This is a genomic window from Ensifer sp. 4252, from assembly GCF_050434565.1.
Lineage (GTDB): Bacteria > Pseudomonadota > Alphaproteobacteria > Rhizobiales > Rhizobiaceae > Ensifer.
The window spans coordinates 54,246-70,413 of the sequence record NZ_JBNDIU010000018.1 but is presented as its reverse complement, the minus strand read 5'-3'; the positions used below and the strand labels follow the sequence as shown (position 1 = coordinate 70,413).

At 59.7% G+C, this 16,168-nt stretch carries 17 protein-coding genes, 3 tRNA genes and 1 pseudogene; 9 read left to right on the top strand and 12 right to left on the bottom strand.

The features are described from left to right. Positions 1–65 precede the first annotated feature (65 nt). The 3 genes from ABIE33_RS26325 to ABIE33_RS26315 form a co-directional block, all read right to left on the bottom strand. Positions 66–1,319, bottom strand: coding sequence for a class I SAM-dependent methyltransferase (locus ABIE33_RS26325; protein WP_429130743.1), 1,254 nt, complete (start codon positions 1,317–1,319; stop codon positions 66–68). Between the two features lie 106 nt (positions 1,320–1,425). Continuing rightward, positions 1,426–2,874, bottom strand: coding sequence for a cryptochrome/photolyase family protein (locus ABIE33_RS26320; RefSeq protein WP_429130742.1), 1,449 nt, complete (start codon positions 2,872–2,874; stop codon positions 1,426–1,428). A 106-nt stretch (positions 2,875–2,980) separates the two neighbouring features. After that, positions 2,981–3,055: transfer RNA gene (locus ABIE33_RS26315), tRNA-Asn, on the bottom strand. A gap of 150 nt (positions 3,056–3,205) precedes the next feature. On the opposite strand from ABIE33_RS26315, the gene ABIE33_RS26310 reads away from it, so the two are divergent. The 3 genes from ABIE33_RS26310 to ABIE33_RS26300 all read left to right on the top strand — a co-directional run bounded on the left by ABIE33_RS26310 (position 3,206) and on the right by ABIE33_RS26300 (position 5,034). Then, positions 3,206–3,496 (top strand): hypothetical protein, encoded by a 291-nt coding sequence (locus tag ABIE33_RS26310; RefSeq protein WP_429130805.1) that lies wholly within the window; start codon positions 3,206–3,208, stop codon positions 3,494–3,496. 350 nt (positions 3,497–3,846) lie between these two features. After that, complete coding sequence (locus ABIE33_RS26305) at positions 3,847–4,548, top strand: thermonuclease family protein (RefSeq protein WP_429130741.1); 702 nt, start codon at positions 3,847–3,849, stop codon at positions 4,546–4,548. A 412-nt stretch (positions 4,549–4,960) separates the two neighbouring features. Then, positions 4,961–5,034: transfer RNA gene (locus ABIE33_RS26300), tRNA-Cys, on the top strand. A gap of 535 nt (positions 5,035–5,569) precedes the next feature. Here ABIE33_RS26300 and ABIE33_RS26295 read toward each other — a convergent pair. Together ABIE33_RS26295 and ABIE33_RS26290 are read right to left on the bottom strand one after the other, a co-directional pair. Further along, positions 5,570–6,001: a GFA family protein gene (locus ABIE33_RS26295; RefSeq protein WP_429130740.1), complete on the bottom strand. Its 432-nt coding sequence runs from the start codon at positions 5,999–6,001 to the stop codon at positions 5,570–5,572. A gap of 481 nt (positions 6,002–6,482) precedes the next feature. Then, on the bottom strand, positions 6,483–6,629 hold the full coding sequence (locus ABIE33_RS26290) for a hypothetical protein (RefSeq protein WP_429130739.1): 147 nt from the start codon (positions 6,627–6,629) through the stop codon (positions 6,483–6,485). Positions 6,630–7,284: 655 nt separating this feature from the next. On the opposite strand from ABIE33_RS26290, the gene ABIE33_RS26285 reads away from it, so the two are divergent. Then, positions 7,285–7,617, top strand: a complete 333-nt coding sequence (locus ABIE33_RS26285) for a hypothetical protein (protein WP_429130738.1) — start codon at positions 7,285–7,287, stop codon at positions 7,615–7,617. A gap of 389 nt (positions 7,618–8,006) precedes the next feature. On the opposite strand, the gene lexA is transcribed toward ABIE33_RS26285, so the two are convergent. After that, positions 8,007–8,726: a transcriptional repressor LexA gene (lexA, locus tag ABIE33_RS26280; protein WP_429130737.1), complete on the bottom strand. Its 720-nt coding sequence runs from the start codon at positions 8,724–8,726 to the stop codon at positions 8,007–8,009. 180 nt (positions 8,727–8,906) lie between these two features. On the opposite strand from lexA, the gene ABIE33_RS26275 reads away from it, so the two are divergent. Then, positions 8,907–9,146, top strand: coding sequence for a hypothetical protein (locus ABIE33_RS26275; protein WP_429130736.1), 240 nt, complete (start codon positions 8,907–8,909; stop codon positions 9,144–9,146). A 56-nt stretch (positions 9,147–9,202) separates the two neighbouring features. Here the strand turns inward: ABIE33_RS26275 and ABIE33_RS26270 are convergent, their stop codons facing one another. The 5 genes from ABIE33_RS26270 to ABIE33_RS26250 form a co-directional block, all read right to left on the bottom strand. After that, positions 9,203–9,490 (bottom strand): hypothetical protein, encoded by a 288-nt coding sequence (locus tag ABIE33_RS26270; RefSeq protein WP_429130735.1) that lies wholly within the window; start codon positions 9,488–9,490, stop codon positions 9,203–9,205. Between the two features lie 443 nt (positions 9,491–9,933). Next, positions 9,934–10,077: a hypothetical protein gene (locus ABIE33_RS26265; RefSeq protein ID WP_429130734.1), complete on the bottom strand. Its 144-nt coding sequence runs from the start codon at positions 10,075–10,077 to the stop codon at positions 9,934–9,936. A 180-nt stretch (positions 10,078–10,257) separates the two neighbouring features. Further along, positions 10,258–10,545 (bottom strand): DUF4242 domain-containing protein, encoded by a 288-nt coding sequence (locus ABIE33_RS26260; protein ID WP_429130733.1) that lies wholly within the window; start codon positions 10,543–10,545, stop codon positions 10,258–10,260. 366 nt (positions 10,546–10,911) lie between these two features. Beyond that, a complete protein-coding gene (locus ABIE33_RS26255; protein ID WP_429130732.1) occupies positions 10,912–11,076 on the bottom strand; it encodes a hypothetical protein in 165 nt (54 codons plus the stop codon). 225 nt (positions 11,077–11,301) lie between these two features. Beyond that, positions 11,302–11,391, bottom strand: a tRNA-Ser gene (locus tag ABIE33_RS26250). 276 nt (positions 11,392–11,667) lie between these two features. Here ABIE33_RS26250 and ABIE33_RS26245 point away from each other — a divergent pair. The 4 genes from ABIE33_RS26245 to ABIE33_RS26230 all read left to right on the top strand — a co-directional run bounded on the left by ABIE33_RS26245 (position 11,668) and on the right by ABIE33_RS26230 (position 15,709). Then, positions 11,668–12,699, top strand: coding sequence for a septal ring lytic transglycosylase RlpA family protein (locus tag ABIE33_RS26245; RefSeq protein ID WP_429130731.1), 1,032 nt, complete (start codon positions 11,668–11,670; stop codon positions 12,697–12,699). 60 nt (positions 12,700–12,759) lie between these two features. Further along, positions 12,760–13,920, top strand: coding sequence for a D-alanyl-D-alanine carboxypeptidase family protein (locus ABIE33_RS26240; RefSeq protein WP_429130730.1), 1,161 nt, complete (start codon positions 12,760–12,762; stop codon positions 13,918–13,920). Between the two features lie 80 nt (positions 13,921–14,000). After that, positions 14,001–14,681 (top strand): dTMP kinase, encoded by a 681-nt coding sequence (tmk, locus tag ABIE33_RS26235; RefSeq protein ID WP_429130729.1) that lies wholly within the window; start codon positions 14,001–14,003, stop codon positions 14,679–14,681. Further along, positions 14,678–15,709 (top strand): DNA polymerase III subunit delta', encoded by a 1,032-nt coding sequence (locus tag ABIE33_RS26230; RefSeq protein ID WP_429130728.1) that lies wholly within the window; start codon positions 14,678–14,680, stop codon positions 15,707–15,709. Before tmk ends, ABIE33_RS26230 begins: the two co-directional genes overlap by 4 nt. On the opposite strand, the pseudogene ABIE33_RS26225 reads toward ABIE33_RS26230, so the two are convergent. Then, positions 15,704–16,008 (bottom strand): annotated as a pseudogene (locus ABIE33_RS26225) (pyrophosphatase). The gene ABIE33_RS26230 and the pseudogene ABIE33_RS26225 sit on opposite strands and share 6 nt — an antisense overlap. Positions 16,009–16,168: the final 160 nt, after the last annotated feature.

Genomic DNA, 16,168 nt, shown 5'->3' with positions numbered 1-16,168 from the left:
GAGATCTGGATCGGGTGCCTCATAGGCGTTGTCGGGCGGTCGGTAAAGCCTGCCGGCGGCGCGCCTCACTCGAAGACGATCTGACGGACATCGATGTTGCGCGCACGGAAGCCGGCTTCGCAGTAATAGAAGTAGAATTCCCACAGGCGCTTGAAGCGCAGATCGAAACCCAGCGGCTCGATCTTGCTCCACACAGACCAGAAGCGTTGCCGCCATTCGCCGAGCGTGCGGGCGTAGTCACCACCGAAGCCAAAATCGTTGATCATGCGCAGACCGACGTTGCGGCCGAGATCGACTAGATGCTCGCGCGTCGGCAGCATGCCGCCGGGGAACACGTACTTCTGGATGAAGTCCGGGTTGGAGCGGTATTCCTCATAGGCTTCCGTCTTGATCGTGATGATCTGCAGGCCGGCCTTGCCGCCGGGCTTCAAGCAGCGCTTCAACTGCGAGAAGTAGGTCGACCAGAATTTTTCCCCGACCGCCTCGAACATTTCGATCGAAACGATTCGGTCGTAGAGACCCTTTTCCTCGCGATAGTCCTGGAATTTCAGCTCGACGCGGTCTGCGATGCCGGCCTTGTGCATGCGCTCGCGGGCAAAGGCGAGCTGCTCACGACTGATGGTCAGGCCGGTGACCTTGCAGCCGATCTCGGTGGCGGCAAATTCGGCAAACCCGCCCCAGCCGCAGCCGATCTCAAGCACGTGGTCGCCGGGCCGCAGATTCGTCGCCTCGGCCAGTGCACGGTATTTGGCGGTCTGGGCCGACTGCAGATCGTTGGCGCCGCCTGCATAAAGCGCCGACGAGTAGGTCATGCTCGGGTCGAGCCATTCCCGATAGAAGGCGTTGCCGAGGTCGTAATGGGCAGAGATGTTGCGCTGGGCACCCGTCCTTGTATTGGCATTGCGCCAGTGGATAAACTTTTCCAAGAGCCGCATCAGCCCGCGCGCCCGGTTCGGGAATCGGTTGCCGATGTCTGCGTTGACAAGGAAAAGCTCGAGAAACGCGCCGACATCGGGGCTGTCCCAATCGCCGTCTATATAACTTTCCGCGGCGCCGATCGTGCCGCCGGTGATCGCCCGGTGCGGAAGATTCCAGTTGTGCAGGGTCACCGCTGCGCATGGCCCCGGCACCTTTCCTTTAACCAGCAGTCGGCGACTATTGGGCAGAGCGAGCACGAGCGCGCCCGCCTCGAGGTGAACGAGGCCGCGAAGGACCATCTGGGCCTTGAGCGGAAAGTCCTTCAGTACCTGTGAGAGATTCTCAGTCGAGAGGAGCTCGGCATTGTCGAAATCGGCAAAGCAGGCTTCTGTTTTATGCATAAACCACCCTCCGGCAATCGTTGCATCCGTAACGTGAGCCTAGCGATAATCCGGCGCGAGGCCAACCACGGATTTGTACCGGCGGTGGTGCGGTTGTAGTGATTTTTTAGGTGGCGTTCCTGATCTCCTGAAACGCGGCCAGCGCGCGGTCGCGGGCAAATGCGTGATCGACAATAGGGGTAGGGTAGGAGACCCCAAGCTCGACGCCGGCGGCTGCAAGCGCTGCCGCGGGAGCGGAGAATGGTCGATGGATATAGCGCGCATCGAGATCAGCGAGCTCCGGAACGAAGCGCTTGACGTAGAGGCCCTCGGGATCGAATTTCTCGCCCTGGAGCACAGGGTTAAAAATGCGGAAGAAAGGCGATGCATCGGCACCGGATCCCGCCACCCATTGCCAGCTCGCGGCGTTCGACGCCGGGTCTGCATCCAGCAGTGTGTCGCGGAACCAGCTTTCTCCATGTCGCCAGTCGATGAGCAGGTCCTTGATCAGAAAGGAGGCGACGATCATCCGGACGCGATTGTGCATGTAGCCGTGGCGCCAAAGCTGCCGCATGCCGGCGTCGACGATGGGATAGCCGGTCAGGCCCTTCGCCCAGCGATGGAAATGATCGTTATTGTCCAGCCAGCGAAAGCTATCAAAACGACGATCGAGGTTTTGACGGCCGAGATCCGGATTGTGAAACAGCAGATTGTAGGAGAACTCGCGCCAGGCGAGTTCCTTGCGGAAGGTGACGACATCGTCCACCGGCGTTTCCGTCAGGCCGCGCGTGGCGTGCCAGATCTGCGCTGGAGAGATTTCGCCAAAGGCAAGGTGCGGAGAGAGCAGGGACGTACCTTGCGCTGCTGGGACGTCCCGCTTGGTCTTGTAGCCGGCAAGGGTTTCTTCGACGAAGTCTTGCACGCGCTCGGCAGCAGCCTCCTCGCCCGGCGTCCAGATTTCTGTGAACGTCGATGCCCAGTCCGGCCGCGTCGGCAAGAGCCTCCACTGTTCAAGCTCTTCGGATGCCGGCCACTTCACAGGCGCTCTGATTGTCTCCGGCGCCTCGATCGGTGCCGCCGGCTCGCCGCCGGCCTCAAGCGCACGCCAGAACGGCGTGAATACCCGATAGGGCCCGCCACCCTTAGTGAAGAGCCGGGTTGGCTCATGCAGCAGTTGCCCTGCAAAGCTGTTCACGGTCACGCTGCGTTCAATGAGCACTTTCTTCAGTGGCGCATCGGTCCCTATCCCGCTCGGGTCGTAGCGGCGATTCCAGAACACTGTCGTCGCGCCCGATTCCCGCGTTATCTCGGTGATCACATCCAGCGGCGCACCGGTCCGAAGGATCAAGTCGGAGCCGTGCGCCCGCAGCGACCATCGCAGTGCCTTGAGCGAATGGTGCAGCCACCAGCGCTGCGCGCCGCCCAGCGGTCCATTGCCGCTTTCCTCTGGTTCATTGATGTAGATCGGAATCACTGGTGCTTCCGTCTCGGACGCAGCAGCAAGCGCATGATTGTCGCAAAGGCGCAGATCTCGACGAAACCAGACCAGAACCGGCGTTGTCGAATTCGCGCTCATGACATTCCAAAGGTGACTGGTGGAGGAAGGGTGCCGTCGGCACCACGATAGCCGCAAAATGAAAAAGAGCCATTCCGGCATTACCGCGAATGGCTCTTTTAAAAACTGGCTCCCCGGGCCGGATTCGAACCGGCGACCTGTCGATTAACAGTCGAATGCTCTACCGCTGAGCTACCAGGGATCATCTGCGCGGCGTGTCCTGCAGAAGTGAGGCTGCTAATACAAATGCTTTTCCGATTTGCCAAGCTGTTTTTTCAAAAAAAGTGAGAAGTTTTGTTGCGAGCCTGTGGAGAAGTCCCCAATTGTGGGAAACGCAGTCGGATAGGGAATGATGAATAAAAACAGAAAACAGACGCATTTCGGCATAGACCCGCACACCCGGCAGATCGTGCTGGGCAAATGGCGCCTTACCCTGCCGGAATCACCGCTCCTGCGCATGCTGGTTGGCGGGCTGTTGATATTCGGCGGCTTTCTCGGTTTTCTGCCGGTGCTTGGATTCTGGATGGTGCCCCTGGGCTTGCTCATCCTCTCGCACGATATTCCCTCGGTTCGCCGCCGCCGGCGCAGGTTCGCCGTGTGGTGGGCGCGTCGACGCAACGGGACGGGCTCCTCAAAAGAGTGATGAATCTTTGCGAAGGTGGCCTCGCTTCGACGGGGCACCACAAAACTAACGCCGGACGGAAGCAGAGCCCATGCCGGAGAGAGCAACGTTTCGCTCGTCCACATCAATCCACGGCTGCGGAGGTCGCTCGGTTGGGGCGCATCGTGCCTTCGTTGTCGATAGGCTCGCAAACGTCGTCGTCGCTGCATTGCTGGCGACGATCTGAGCGCGGTGCTGCGGAAATGAACGATCCTGGATTGTTGCGCTCTCCCCGATGTCTTGTGTGCAAACACCCGCATTCGGGCTGCAGTTGAAAACCATTCGGCAACGGATCGGCAGCATAATGCCGCCCGGATCAAGGATGGGGCGGAATGGGTAAGACCACGACAAGCCGCGGGCGTCGCCGCGGCAGCCGAACAAAGAAGCAGGGCGGAATGCTGCCCTGGTATCTCGCCGCGGTGCTGACGGTCGGCGGCGTCGTTGCCTATGACCACCGTGGACAGTTGCGGGATCTGCCGGGCGTTTCGGATGTGTTTGCATCGGCGCCCAAGTCGACATCGACATCCAGGTCGGATGATCGGCCGAAGGCGCAGGCCCGTGCCGTTACGCCACCGGCCACACACAAGACGAAGCCTGCCGACGGCCCGATACCCGCAGTCAATGTCGGGCTGGCGGCGCCGACACCGGTCGAGCGTCCGATCGCGCAGCCCGTCGCTCTGCAGCCTAAGACGAATCAGTTCTATTTCTGCGGTATCCGCAACGACAATTGCGTCATCGACGGTGCAACGTTCCGTTATCAAGGCGAAGCGTTCCGCGTCGCCGATATCGACGCACCGCGAATCAAGCAGGCAAGTTGCGATGGTGAGCGCGCGCGCGGCTTCTACGCCAAACAGAGATTGCGCGAATTGCTGAACGCCGGAGACTTCAGGCTGATCGAAGCCATCGGCAGGGACGATGACAAAACCAGCGAGAAGCTGCGCGTGGTGATGCGTGATGGCCGTTCGCTCGGTAGCATTCTTGTCTCGGAGGGGCTGGTTCGCCCGTGGAAGGGACGGTCAACGCCGTGGTGCTAGCCGTGTAACGCCAGCGTCTCCGCGGCTATGGAGGCGTGAGGCGGCGCTACGGATCAAACCGGTCGGCGATGTGACCGGCAAAACGCTTCTAGTGAGCAAAATGTTGCCATCGCCGCGTGGCAGCGAAGACGTCGTGTCTTCATTCGGTGCGTAAGCCTGCTTAACGGCATTGCGTGCCGTGCGGTCCTTTATGTCCTATCCTTCGGTTCTGCGCGCCGCTTTTGATTATTCAGTCAAGCGCCTGATGGAGCGTGCGAACGGCCGGCTGTCATTGAAGAGGGATCACGAACGTCAGGCTCTGTGGAAATCACATCTCAGAAATTACCTGGGACGCTTTTCGGAAAAATGCCTCTTGCGGTTTTTCTGCAATCATTCTAAATCCGCGCCAACGCTTGATCAATCGAGCGGGTGAGGCCTCGTGGCGGAGTGGTGACGCAGAGGACTGCAAATCCTTGTACCCCGGTTCAATTCCGGGCGAGGCCTCCAAAAATACACCTCAGGCTTTAGATCTAAAGCGCTACTTCCGAAGCGGATCTCATGATCTGTTATATTCTCGGGAGGATGTAGAAATCTGCCCCTGATCCCATTCACGATGTTCTGCGCACACGTGCGCCGCTGCATCTTGCTGGCGATATCACAAAGCGTGGACTTTTACGGCCGCCTTGTATGCGCGATGAAGCGGATCACTGATGGTCGTGGCGACAACGGCGCCCACCGCAAAGATGCCTGCTCCGTTGAACTGATTGCAGTGTACGATGACGCTGACTTTGGGACGGAACTTGCGTAAGTTGTTGGGAGTTGGTCCGACTAGCTTGCATGCGGAACGGCGACAGCTGCCAGCCCCCGGTTTACCGCCAGAATGGATTCTACAGATGCTACGCCATAACTCAGTTGTGGCATACCCGCCTGGTTGTGAGCCGGCGGCACTGTGGACGTTGATGGCGGCGCAACGAACGCGCCACCGTTATTCGGGGCGAAACGGTTTGAACGGCTGCGGCCGGCGTCCTGCCAGCCGCGCCCATCACTTGGCCGGAATAAACTTGAGCGTTCCCGCGAGCCTTGGGCCGGTTGATCCCTTCGTGTCCATCGGGTGGTTGATGCCGTCGTTCACAGGGAGCTCTTCGAAATCGAATGGGCTTATGCCCTGGAGACACGCGGCGTTGACGCCGTAGAAATCCGGGTTCGCGCGCGGCTTGTGAAATGTGTAGATGCCGCACTTCGAGCAGAAATAATGCTCTGCTGCCTTCGTGTTGAACTGATATTTGGTAAGAGCCTCGCCTCCGGAGAGAACCGTGACCCCGTCCTTGGCGGCAGAGACGGCAACCGCGCCCTTCAACTGGCAATAGGAGCAAGTGCAGCGGCGGGCGGTGCGGAGGCCGTTCTTCAGTTTCACATTGAAGCGAACCGTTCCACAGTGGCAGGCTCCATCTAGGTCCTGAACGTCGAGATTCATCGAATCATCCATCTGATTTTGAAGCGCAATTGACGGGCTTTAGTATGGGGTGGGCTGTTTGTGCTCAAGCGCATTCTTGGGCTGGCTCATTCCAGAGGGCCGCCTTCTCGTTGAGGCCGTTGGCTGTATCAGACTTTCGCTCTTTTCCGCCAGGAGTGCCGTCCGTGACAAGCTTGATGCTGCGTGAAACGGCGCAAAACATAGCCCGTGGTAGGGCCATCAGGCCGATTGGGCTCAGGGGCAGGGTACGAAGCGTCCCGTCGAACATCGGGCACATACCCAAACCAAGTGACTAATGCATGCGCCAGCACGCTGTCGCGCGAGCGTTACGCCAGCGGATCGTGCGGAGAAAAAGTCTACGGCCGTTCGCATCCATCCGCGCGAGGAGCGAACATAGGGACGTCGAACGTCCAGCAGCATTCGCCCCCAGCCGCAAATTCGCGGCTGATAAACCGCCTGTTGAGAGTATTCCAGATCGCGCTCAATTCTCCTGAACGGAAACGCCGTCCTGGCCAATCTTGATCTCGACACCGGCCGGTTTTGTTTCCTCGCGGTAGGCATAGGCGCCGAGACCAATGACGGCCACGGCGAGCACGGCAATGATCAGATAAAGCCCATTACGGTTCATTCAGCAGTTCCTCTCATGGGTATGAAATGGGTAACTAGGTCCGTACCCAAGAAAGACAACGGTGCGACCGCAGGTTGACGGGGTTGGAGGCGAGCGCTGATCCGAAGGCGGTTGAAATACGGGCCATCGGTGGCGTACAGCGGCCGTGTGCTCGTTGCGAGCGTCAATGACGATGTGAGCGCGTTGCCTGTAAATGGGGCGGGCGAGGGCGTGCTTTAGCCCCTCGTGCGGTGAAGGCAACAAGTCCGCCAGCGCCTGCGCAGGGCCGACTGGCGAAAGTGGTTCTCCATCGATAGCGGTCCGATTGTTGCAAGTGAAACGGTGGGCGTGCCGGGACACGCTGCGGCACGCAGGTGGCGGCAAGAAGCGGCGGGTCAATGCGGCGCGTCCAACACGCGCAACGAGGCTATCCACATTGCCGCCAACCACTGTTTTCAAAGCGCAATTCGGCCGGGCTACCCTTGCCGGCCAGTTTCTGAACGTTCGCAGTCGCCAACGACATGGCCTTGCGAGGACGCGCCCCGAAATGGTGATCCGGTCGCTATTGTCAGTGCTGAAAATATTGTCTCTAGACGGTACTGGGAATGAATATCCCGACAGCGCGACCCGTATAGGTAGTATCAAACAAAGCCGACAATGGAGGAAAAGACATAAAATGAAATGTAAGATCGCCCTGACTGCTCTTGCCATTCTTGCCGCAACGACGGCCACCGCCAGCGCTGAGGATCTCGTCTTTCAGCTGAAGAACAAGACGAACGTCGTTTTGACGAACTTCTACACGTCGCCGGTCGGTGTTGATCAGTGGGAGGACGACGTCTTCGGGCGGCAGGTGCTCAATCCGGGCGAAAGCATGGAAATTACCATCGCCGACGGACGCGATGTCTGCAAATACGACATGCGCTTTGAATTCGAAGAAGGTTCCGGTCTCGACACGACTGAAGACACGCAGGATCTCTGCGAGTTGGGCGAGTACTCGATACACGAGTAAAATCTGTCGAGCCTGGAAAACGCTCGATCTGACGATCTCCGTCTCGCTACCTTGTGGTGGCGAGACGTTGAAGCAAGAAGACGGCTGACCGGCACGATGGCGGCTAGAGTGAGACGGGCCTAGAGCGCTTCATCTTTAAACAGAAGCATTCTGCCGGAAGGAATTTCGGCCAGGACCAAGGCGGCTGGCGAAGAGCGCAGCAGAGGCTGCGGTCAAGACGGCCGCCGCCGGTAATGGCCGAAATTCATCCGGCCCTTCGGGTTGACTGAAAACGGCCGCCCACTGTGTCGGATGGCTTGCCCGATGGATCCGCATCGCTCTGCGCCATCCTTCGTGTGGAACGGCCGTTTTGAGCCAACAGAATCGCTTCCGTTTAAAGATAAAGCGCTCTAGTGGTAGCGGCGGATCAAGCCGACGAGCTTGCCCTGTATCTTGACGCGATCGGGGCCGAAGATACGCGTCTCATAGGCCGGATTGGCCGCCTCGAGGGCAATCGACGCGCCCTTGCGCCGGAAGCGCTTCAAGGTCGCTTCCTCGTCATCGACAAGGGCCACGATGATATCGCCGGGATTGGCTGTGGTGGCATTGCGGATGATCACCGTGTCGCCATCGAAGATGCCGGCTTCGATCATCGAATCACCCTTCACTTCAAGGGCGTAGTGCTCGCCGCTGCCGATCATATCGAGCGGCACGGTAATGTCGTGGGTGTTGTTCTGTATCGCCGAGATCGGCACACCGGCGGCAATGCGCCCCATAACCGGGACCGACACGGAGCTGTTGTCGGCAACCGGCGTCGTTTTCGCAGCGGCGGGGGCAGGGGCGGGAGGTTTGCCAAGGCTTCCCTCGATGACACTTGGGGAAAACCCGCGACGGGGCTGGGCGCTTGCCGCATAGGCTTCCGGCAGCTTGATGACTTCGAGCGCCCGGGCGCGGTTGGGAAGACGGCGAATGAAGCCGCGTTCCTCGAGTGCTGTAATCAGCCGGTGAATACCCGACTTCGATGCCAGGTCGAGTGCGTCCTTCATCTCATCGAAGGACGGCGGTACACCGGACTCCTTCATTCGTTCATGGATGAAAAGAAGCAATTCCTGTTGCTTGCGGGTCAGCATGGCAAGTCGCTCCAGAGGCGTGAAACAAATCAAGAACAGACACTATCTGTTCCATATGTGTTCCGCAAGTGCCTAAAATTCCGTGAATGTTGGTTCAATCGAGTGCATAGCGGCGATCTCGTCGCTGTACGTGCCGCACGAGGCTGTTATGCCTCCTTCCGTTTATGGAATGAGGGTCTAATGACGAAGCTGATTCGAATTTTTCTGACGATCGTTGTCGCCGCGACCGCGGTGCTTGGATTCCGCTGGTATCAATATGTGGACAATAAACAAAGCCCGTTCGATGAGGTCGGAATCGCGTTGAATGCGGCGATGCCCGGGCCGCTCAATCAATGGGGTTGTGACCGGCTGAAGCTTACGTTTGGCAACGGGCTGCCGCCGCATGGTTGCGCCGCTGGCGATGGAACCCAGTGGAAATAGCCTGCCGTCACGGGATCGGCAGAAGTCGATCGGCGATCAGGTGAAGGACGCGTGAATCAGGCCGGCCGTGTGGCGGAGCAGGCGTCCTCGAACTCCTTGACGGTTTCCGCCGAGTTGTCCTCGGGCAGTACCGCGTCGGCCGCGTCGGTCGCGACCGGCGTGTCGCCTTGGTAGACGAAGGACTGGATATAGTAGGCGATCGCCCCTTTCCAAACGTTCCGTCCGTCGATCTGTTGACAGGGTACAGCCATTTCGAAATCGGCTTGCAGGTCGTCGACCGTGGCAGCGCTGAGGGCGATGTTCGGCGATGCGATAATCGAGGCGATAAGCAAGGCTGCAAGCACGGTGAACGTCCACTAGATCAGAGGTGGCGGCGATAGTTTGGTTAACGATGTGAACCGTGCTTTCGTTCCGAAGTCCAGCAAGCATGCCGGGCACTGTGGCGTGTTCAACAGTTCTTTGCGAGAGGCGAAGACTGCTGCTCAAGCTGTGGCAGGGAAGGCACAAAGATTTGCATGAACAGGGCGTTCTCGATCTTCCGACGTCTACTACATGCAGCGTGTCGACGGCCGATCAGGCTTGGCAGCAGAAATGGAAACGCTTGGCGAGCGCCGCCGCCCGCAACGATCTTTGCAAATCCGGAGGCAGGCGACGTTCAAGCGTGCTGGCATCTATTCTTGGTCAGGGGGCCAGTCGCCAGGGTGTGCGGAGACGTGCGCACCTCGTCCGACTGGCCGAGGACAAAACTCTCCCGACTATTTGGTTCGAGAGGTTAAAGGCGGCTGTCCTACTTCTTGTCTTTCTTGCCGAGGGAGAAGCTGCTGCCTGCAAGCTTTACCTGTGAGCCTTCTGTCGTTACGGCGGCTTTGACGGTCTTGTCCTTTTTGGGTTTTCTAACCTCGCGGTTACTTCGCACTTGACCTTTTGCCATGATCGTCTCCTTGAAAAGGTGTGCCGGGGAACCCTCATGGGCGCCGAATGACCGGCGGATTAGCCTGCATTGATACCGCCGGAAGTCAATGACGGTGCGTGGGGAGCATTGGCCTGGGCGGGCGGTTTGGGCCCGCATGAAGCCGATTTTCTGCCCGTGGTGATTATAACACCGATACGGCTATTTGCCGCGCCCTTGAGATGCTGTCGAAGGCCCAATCACGGCGGCGACTTCCGTGATCCTGTTGGCCGGAAACCCGCCTCGTTCGGCGTGTTCGCGAACGACGTCGGCGCTCGGCGCTTCGTGAACGCAATAGAGCTTGTCGCCGGCGACATAGCTCGTGATCCATGTGTATGGCACGCCGAGATCGGCGACGACAGCATTGGATTTCGCCGACAGTGCGCAGAGGTCGTCATGACTGAGCTTGTCAGCTCCTGGTACCTCGCGTTCGATGATGAAAGTGGGCATCGCTCAGTTCCTTGACTGTTGGATGACCATTATATCAAGCCTCCCTAATGAAAAGGGAGTCAATGCTTGCGATTGCATGCAAGGCGATTTGCATGCAACATCGCGTCAGGCAGCCGGAGACCTTGCCTCGTTTCGGCTAGCAGATCAGAAGGCGTGCTTTCGCAGCCTTGAAGCCGGCGAAAGCAAATGTCTGCAAGGCCCTGCGCGGGCCGCAATTCACATCCGCACGCATTATGATTTGCAGATCAATCGCGTGCGTAGATGCCCGTTCGAAGCCGGGTGCTACAGGGGAAAATCATGCAGCAGGTCAAAAGCGCAACGGCGCCCATGGCGCGTCATATTTACTACGCGCCGCTGTCATGAAACTCAGTAGCTGAGACGGAAGCCGCCGGGACTTGCCGCAGACGGATCGGGTTCCGGCGACGGGCCCTGCCACTGCGCATAGGTCGTGTTGCTGCCGCCGGTGCTTGCGCATCCGGAAAGCGTGAGAAGCGCGAGAAAAGCGGCTGTCGTCAGATATTTAAGAGGCATGGTTTTCTCCAGTTCTGGGAGATTGCCCAGGCCTCGATGGGCCGGAATCAGACTTTCCCTTAAATCATCCGGCATGGCAAGCGGGCCGAGCTACGGCCGTGCAGGCGCGCGCGCCAATGTTATGGCTATATAAGGGAGCGCTCGCAAAACTTGTATGCGTTCGCCGCCAAAGCATTCACTTGGCGACCTAGCTCAACAATGGGTGGTGAAAAATGAGACAGGCAATGGCGGAGGAGGTGGGATTCGAACCCACGGTACGCTTTCACGCACGCCGGTTTTCAAGACCGGTGCCTTAAACCGCTCGGCCACTCCTCCGGGCAGGGCGTTATTGCGCGAAGCCTTGCCGCTTTGCAAGATTTAACATGCTTGGGCTGCAAGATTTTCTTCGCGCATCCGCTGTTTATCTCGCCGGGGTAACCATTCGTAAACCATAACTGGAGATTTCGAGCCATCGGCCGCTCGTCGGTTCGCAATTTTGCCTTGTTGCTGTCATGATTAATCGACTGTTCCGTTTCGGGACGCCGAGATTTCCGCTGGGGGCAAGAGTGGAAGGTTTCGAGTACGGCTTATTCGAATGATGTTGTGGGACAGATGACATCCAGTAAAAATGCGGCATATCTGATCAAGGGACTGCGCCTTGCGGCGGTTCCCGTGCTTTGCGCAACGCTCGCGGCTTGCGGATCGACGTCCAGTATCAAGAAGAGCAAGCCGAGAAGCAAAGAATACTTTGCCGAGTCGGTTTACGGCGTGAAGGCGAGCCCCCGTGTCGCCAGCGGCAAGAATATCCCGAAAGGCGGCGGCCGCTTTCAGGTCGGCAAGGCCTATCAGGTCAAGGGCAAGTGGTACCAACCCAAGGAAGATTTCGGCTATAACAAGACCGGTGTCGCGTCCTGGTACGGCTCGGCCTTTCATGGCCGTCTGACGGCCAATGGCGAAGTCTACGACAAGCTTCATCTGTCCGCCGCGCATCCGACCTTTCCGCTGCCAAGCTATGCGCGTGTCACCAACACCGAAAACGGCACGTCCGTCATCGTGCGAGTGAATGATCGCGGTCCCTATGAATATGGCCGCATCATCGACGTGTCGTCGAAAACAGCCGATCTGCTCGATATCAAGCAGAAGGGCAGTGCCAAGGTTCGGGTGCAATATGTCGGCCGCGCACCCCTCGAAGGCAACGACATGCCCTATCTCATGGCCTCCTATGTGACGAAGGGCGATCGCAGCCCGGGCGTCATGCCGGAAGGCCAGATCGCGACCGGCGTGATGGTCGCCTCGAATGAGCCGATGCGCAACCAGTTGGGAACGCTGACCATTCCGTCGAAATCGTCGCTTGATACCAGCGGTTCGGTGACGGCGCTTGCGGCACCCGTTCCGCAGTTTGCGGCGCCGCAGTCGCTGAACGAGTTCGTCATGCTGCCGGACATCGGGCCGATACCGCGCGAGCGGCCGGAGTATATTCCGATGCCTGACGGCAACATGGCCTATGCGGCCGCCTATGTGGAAGTACGGGTAAGCGATGCAGAATCGCCATTTGAAGCGATCATGGTCGAGACCAATCCGCTTACGCCTGAATCCATCGTTGCCCATGCGAAACGCCAAGGCAGAACCGGTTCGATCAGGTAGCCCGGGACGTTGTACCATTCTGACGACGCTGCTATGCCCAATGGGAAACCGGAGTTTCCCATGCGCTTGAAGATGCTTTCGGTCGCGTTCGGCCTTTCGGTGTTGTTTGCGGGGGCTGCCGCTGCGCAGACGCCGCCGGTGGCGTTCGACACCAAGGCGAAGCAGATCCTGCTGGTGGATGCCGAAACTGGCACCGTCCTGTTTTCCCGCGCCGAGAACGAACCCGTCCCGCCCGCCTCGCTTGCCAAGCTGATGACGATGGAAGTCGTGGGCGAGGCGATCGCCAAGGGCGAGCTTTCGGCCGAGACTGTCTTCGATGTTTCCGAACACGCCTGGCGCACGGGCGGCGCACCATCCGGCACCTCGACGATGTTTGCGGCGCTGAAGTCACGCATCCGTGTGGCCGATCTGCTCCAGGGGATGGCCGTTCAGCTTGCCAATGACGCCTGCATCATCCTCGGCGAGGGGATGGCCGGCAGCGAAACCGCCTTTGCCGAAAAGATGACGGCGCGGGCCCGCGCACTCGGCATGCCCATTGCCACATTCCGCAATGCCACCGGCCTGCCTGATCCGCAGAACTGGATCACCATGAGCGAACTGGTGACGCTGACCCGTCACCTGCATGAGGCGCATCCAGATCTTTACAGGCTTTACGCCCAGCCTGAGTTTGAATGGAACAAGATCCTCCAACGCAACAAGAACCCGTTGATCGCGGCCAAGGTCGGGGTCGATGGTCTCGCCACCGGCTTTGCCGAGGGCTACGGATTCTCTCTGGCCGCTTCGATGCAGCGCGGAGGCCGTCGCGTCTATCTCGCGATGGGCGGACTGGAGACCGATAAGGAACGGATCGAGGAAAGCCGCAAGGTGCTCGATTGGGCGATGACGGCGTTCGAAAAGCGGCGGATCTTTGCCGATGGCGAGGCGATCGGCGAGGCGAGCATCTACGGTGGTGCAACCTCGCATGTGGCGCTCGTAGCCGGTGGGCCAGTCGATGTGCTGTTGCCGGTCAACAACCCGGAACGCCTGACGGCCCGTGTCGTTTACAGATGGCCGCTGCGGGCTCCAGTGGAGGCTGGCGCCGAAGTCGGCGTGGTCCGGCTCTGGAACGGCGAGCGGTTGCTGCGCGAGGTTCCGGTCAAGACGGCGGGGGCGGTGGGCCAAGGCACGCTGGCAAGCCGCGCGCTCGACGCTCTTCAGGAACTGCTCTTCTTCTGGCTGTAACAAAACCGGTCCCGGCGGTTTCATCGGATGGACCAATCGGCTAAACAGGGCCAAATCGCATGCCGATATAGGAAAGCACTGTGCCGCTGGCAAAAGGTCTGTTTGTAACATTCGAGGGCGGGGAAGGGGCCGGCAAGTCGACCCAGTTGCGCTTGCTCGCCGATTCTCTGCGTGCGCTCGGCCACGAGGTGTTGACGACGCGCGAGCCGGGCGGGTCGGTCGGGGCCGAGGCGGTGCGCCATGTGCTGCTTTCGGGAGCGGCCGAAGCCTTCGGCGTCCGAATGGAAGCCATTCTGTTTGCGGCGGCGCGCAGTGACCATGTCGAAGAGGTCATCCGGCCGGCGCTGGCCAAGGGAACGATCGTGCTTTGCGACCGGTTCATGGACTCGTCGCGCGTATACCAGGGCATCACAGGCAATCTGGAGCCGCCCTTCGTCGAGACGCTGGAGCGGGTTGCCATCAATGGCGTCGTCCCGAACCGGACGGTGATTTTCGACCTGCCGGCGAATATCGGTCTTGAGCGCGCCCAACGCCGCGCCGGCGACGACAGCCCGGATCGTTTCGAGAAGGAAGAGCTGGAGACGCATGAAAAGCGGCGCGAGGCCTTCCTCGATATTGCAAGGGCGGATCCGGACAGGTGCCGGGTTATCGATGCGACGCAATCTGCCGAGGCGATAGCCGCAGAGGTGCTTGGCCTGCTAGAGAGCTTGCTTGCGAACGGCGAAGTATCCGGGCCTTCGAATGCGGGGTCCGCACTATGACGACGGAAGCGCCAGGTGTGCTTGAAGGGGCGATCGCGCCGGTCCAGAATGATCGGCTGTTTGGCCATGAGCAGGCGGAAGCGTTTCTGGCGCAGAGCTACCGGTCGGGCAAAGGGCACCACGCCATTCTCATCGAAGGGCCGGAGGGCATCGGTAAGGCGACGCTTGCGTTTCGCTTCGCCAGCCACATCCTCAATCACCCGGACCCGGTGACTGCACCCGAAAGGCTCGGGGATCCCGACCCGGCATCGATCGTCGGCCGGCAACTGGCCTCCGGCGCATCGCACAATCTTCTGCATCTGACGCGGCCGGTCGACGAAAAGACGGGCAGGGTCAAGGGTGCGATCACCGTCGACGAGGTGCGGCGAGCCGGCAAGTTCTTCTCGCAGACATCCGGTACCGGCAACTGGCGCATCGTCATCATCGACCCGGCCGACGATCTCAACCGGAACGCCGCTAACGCCATCCTGAAAATTCTCGAGGAGCCGCCGCGCCGGTCGCTGTTCCTGGTGCTGACGCACGCGCCGGGTAAGCTGTTGCCGACCATCCGCTCGCGCTGCCTGCCGCTGCGGCTGAAGCCGTTGGAGCCCCCGGCGCTGCGCCAGGCGCTCGGGCATCTTGGTTTCGATCTCGAGAGCGAAAATGCTGCGCGCGTCCTAGCCGCTGCCAATGGCAGCGTGGCGGAGGCGCTGAAGCTCATCAATTACGGTGGTCTGGAAATCGCCGCGACCTTCGAGGCGATCCTCGTGGGGCAGGGCCCGGCGATCCGCAAGGACATGCACAAGCTTGCCGACGTTCTTTCGGCCAAGGACAGCGAAACGGTCTTCGATTTCTTCACCTCACTGCTGACAGGCCGGCTGATGCGCGAAGCTCGCGATGCGGCCGTTTCCGGCGATATCATGCGTGCCGAGCGTTTCGCCCGACTTTCAGCCGCGACTGGAGAACGCCTCACGGTCAGCGACGCCTATAATCTCGACCGCAAGCAAACCATTCTTTCGCTGCTGGACGACATCAAGGCGGCGCTATAGCTGGACTTGAAACTTCCATTTGCGTTTGATCGCTGCGACAAGGTCCAGGTCGTTTTGGTGGGCGAAAAGCAGCACGTGGCCAAGCAGATCGGCGGCCTCGTCCGCCATGTCGGTCTGCAAATCGTCCAGTGATTTTCCGTGCCGCCTGCCGCGCCCCGTGGCCTTGTTCCAGGTCTGGGTCAGTTCGCCGATTTCCTCCTGCATCTTGAGCATGACCAATCCGCATCCCGCTCGATGCCGTTGTCTTCTGCGTAGCGGGCCGATGCCGCTTCGAATTGACGTTCAAGCTGGCGCAACATGACGATTCCTTTGTGTTTGTTTCTGTTTTGTTCTATTGTTTCGTTCTCTCGGGCACAAGCGGGCACAGCGTTCAGCCAATGCTTTCTGTGCGGGCTTTTCTCCCATCTCCCGGTTCCTTCTGCGCGGCGTATGCGCTAAGAGCGTCGGTAGCTTCATCCG

Bases quoted from the DNA above. Each gene is read 5' to 3' on its own strand.
- ABIE33_RS26325 (WP_429130743.1), bottom strand. From the start codon at position 1,319: ATGCATAAAACAGAAGCCTGCTTTGCCGATTTCGACAATGCCGAGCTC.
- ABIE33_RS26320 (WP_429130742.1), bottom strand. From the start codon at position 2,874: ATGAGCGCGAATTCGACAACGCCGGTTCTGGTCTGGTTTCGTCGAGAT.
- ABIE33_RS26310 (WP_429130805.1), top strand. From the start codon at position 3,206: ATGAATAAAAACAGAAAACAGACGCATTTCGGCATAGACCCGCACACC.
- ABIE33_RS26305 (WP_429130741.1), top strand. From the start codon at position 3,847: ATGGGTAAGACCACGACAAGCCGCGGGCGTCGCCGCGGCAGCCGAACA.
- ABIE33_RS26295 (WP_429130740.1), bottom strand. From the start codon at position 6,001: ATGAATCTCGACGTTCAGGACCTAGATGGAGCCTGCCACTGTGGAACG.
- ABIE33_RS26290 (WP_429130739.1), bottom strand. From the start codon at position 6,629: ATGAACCGTAATGGGCTTTATCTGATCATTGCCGTGCTCGCCGTGGCC.
- ABIE33_RS26285 (WP_429130738.1), top strand. From the start codon at position 7,285: ATGAAATGTAAGATCGCCCTGACTGCTCTTGCCATTCTTGCCGCAACG.
- lexA (WP_429130737.1), bottom strand. From the start codon at position 8,726: ATGCTGACCCGCAAGCAACAGGAATTGCTTCTTTTCATCCATGAACGA.
- ABIE33_RS26275 (WP_429130736.1), top strand. From the start codon at position 8,907: ATGACGAAGCTGATTCGAATTTTTCTGACGATCGTTGTCGCCGCGACC.
- ABIE33_RS26265 (WP_429130734.1), bottom strand. From the start codon at position 10,077: ATGGCAAAAGGTCAAGTGCGAAGTAACCGCGAGGTTAGAAAACCCAAA.
- ABIE33_RS26260 (WP_429130733.1), bottom strand. From the start codon at position 10,545: ATGCCCACTTTCATCATCGAACGCGAGGTACCAGGAGCTGACAAGCTC.
- ABIE33_RS26255 (WP_429130732.1), bottom strand. From the start codon at position 11,076: ATGCCTCTTAAATATCTGACGACAGCCGCTTTTCTCGCGCTTCTCACG.
- ABIE33_RS26245 (WP_429130731.1), top strand. From the start codon at position 11,668: ATGACATCCAGTAAAAATGCGGCATATCTGATCAAGGGACTGCGCCTT.
- ABIE33_RS26240 (WP_429130730.1), top strand. From the start codon at position 12,760: ATGCGCTTGAAGATGCTTTCGGTCGCGTTCGGCCTTTCGGTGTTGTTT.
- ABIE33_RS26230 (WP_429130728.1), top strand. From the start codon at position 14,678: ATGACGACGGAAGCGCCAGGTGTGCTTGAAGGGGCGATCGCGCCGGTC.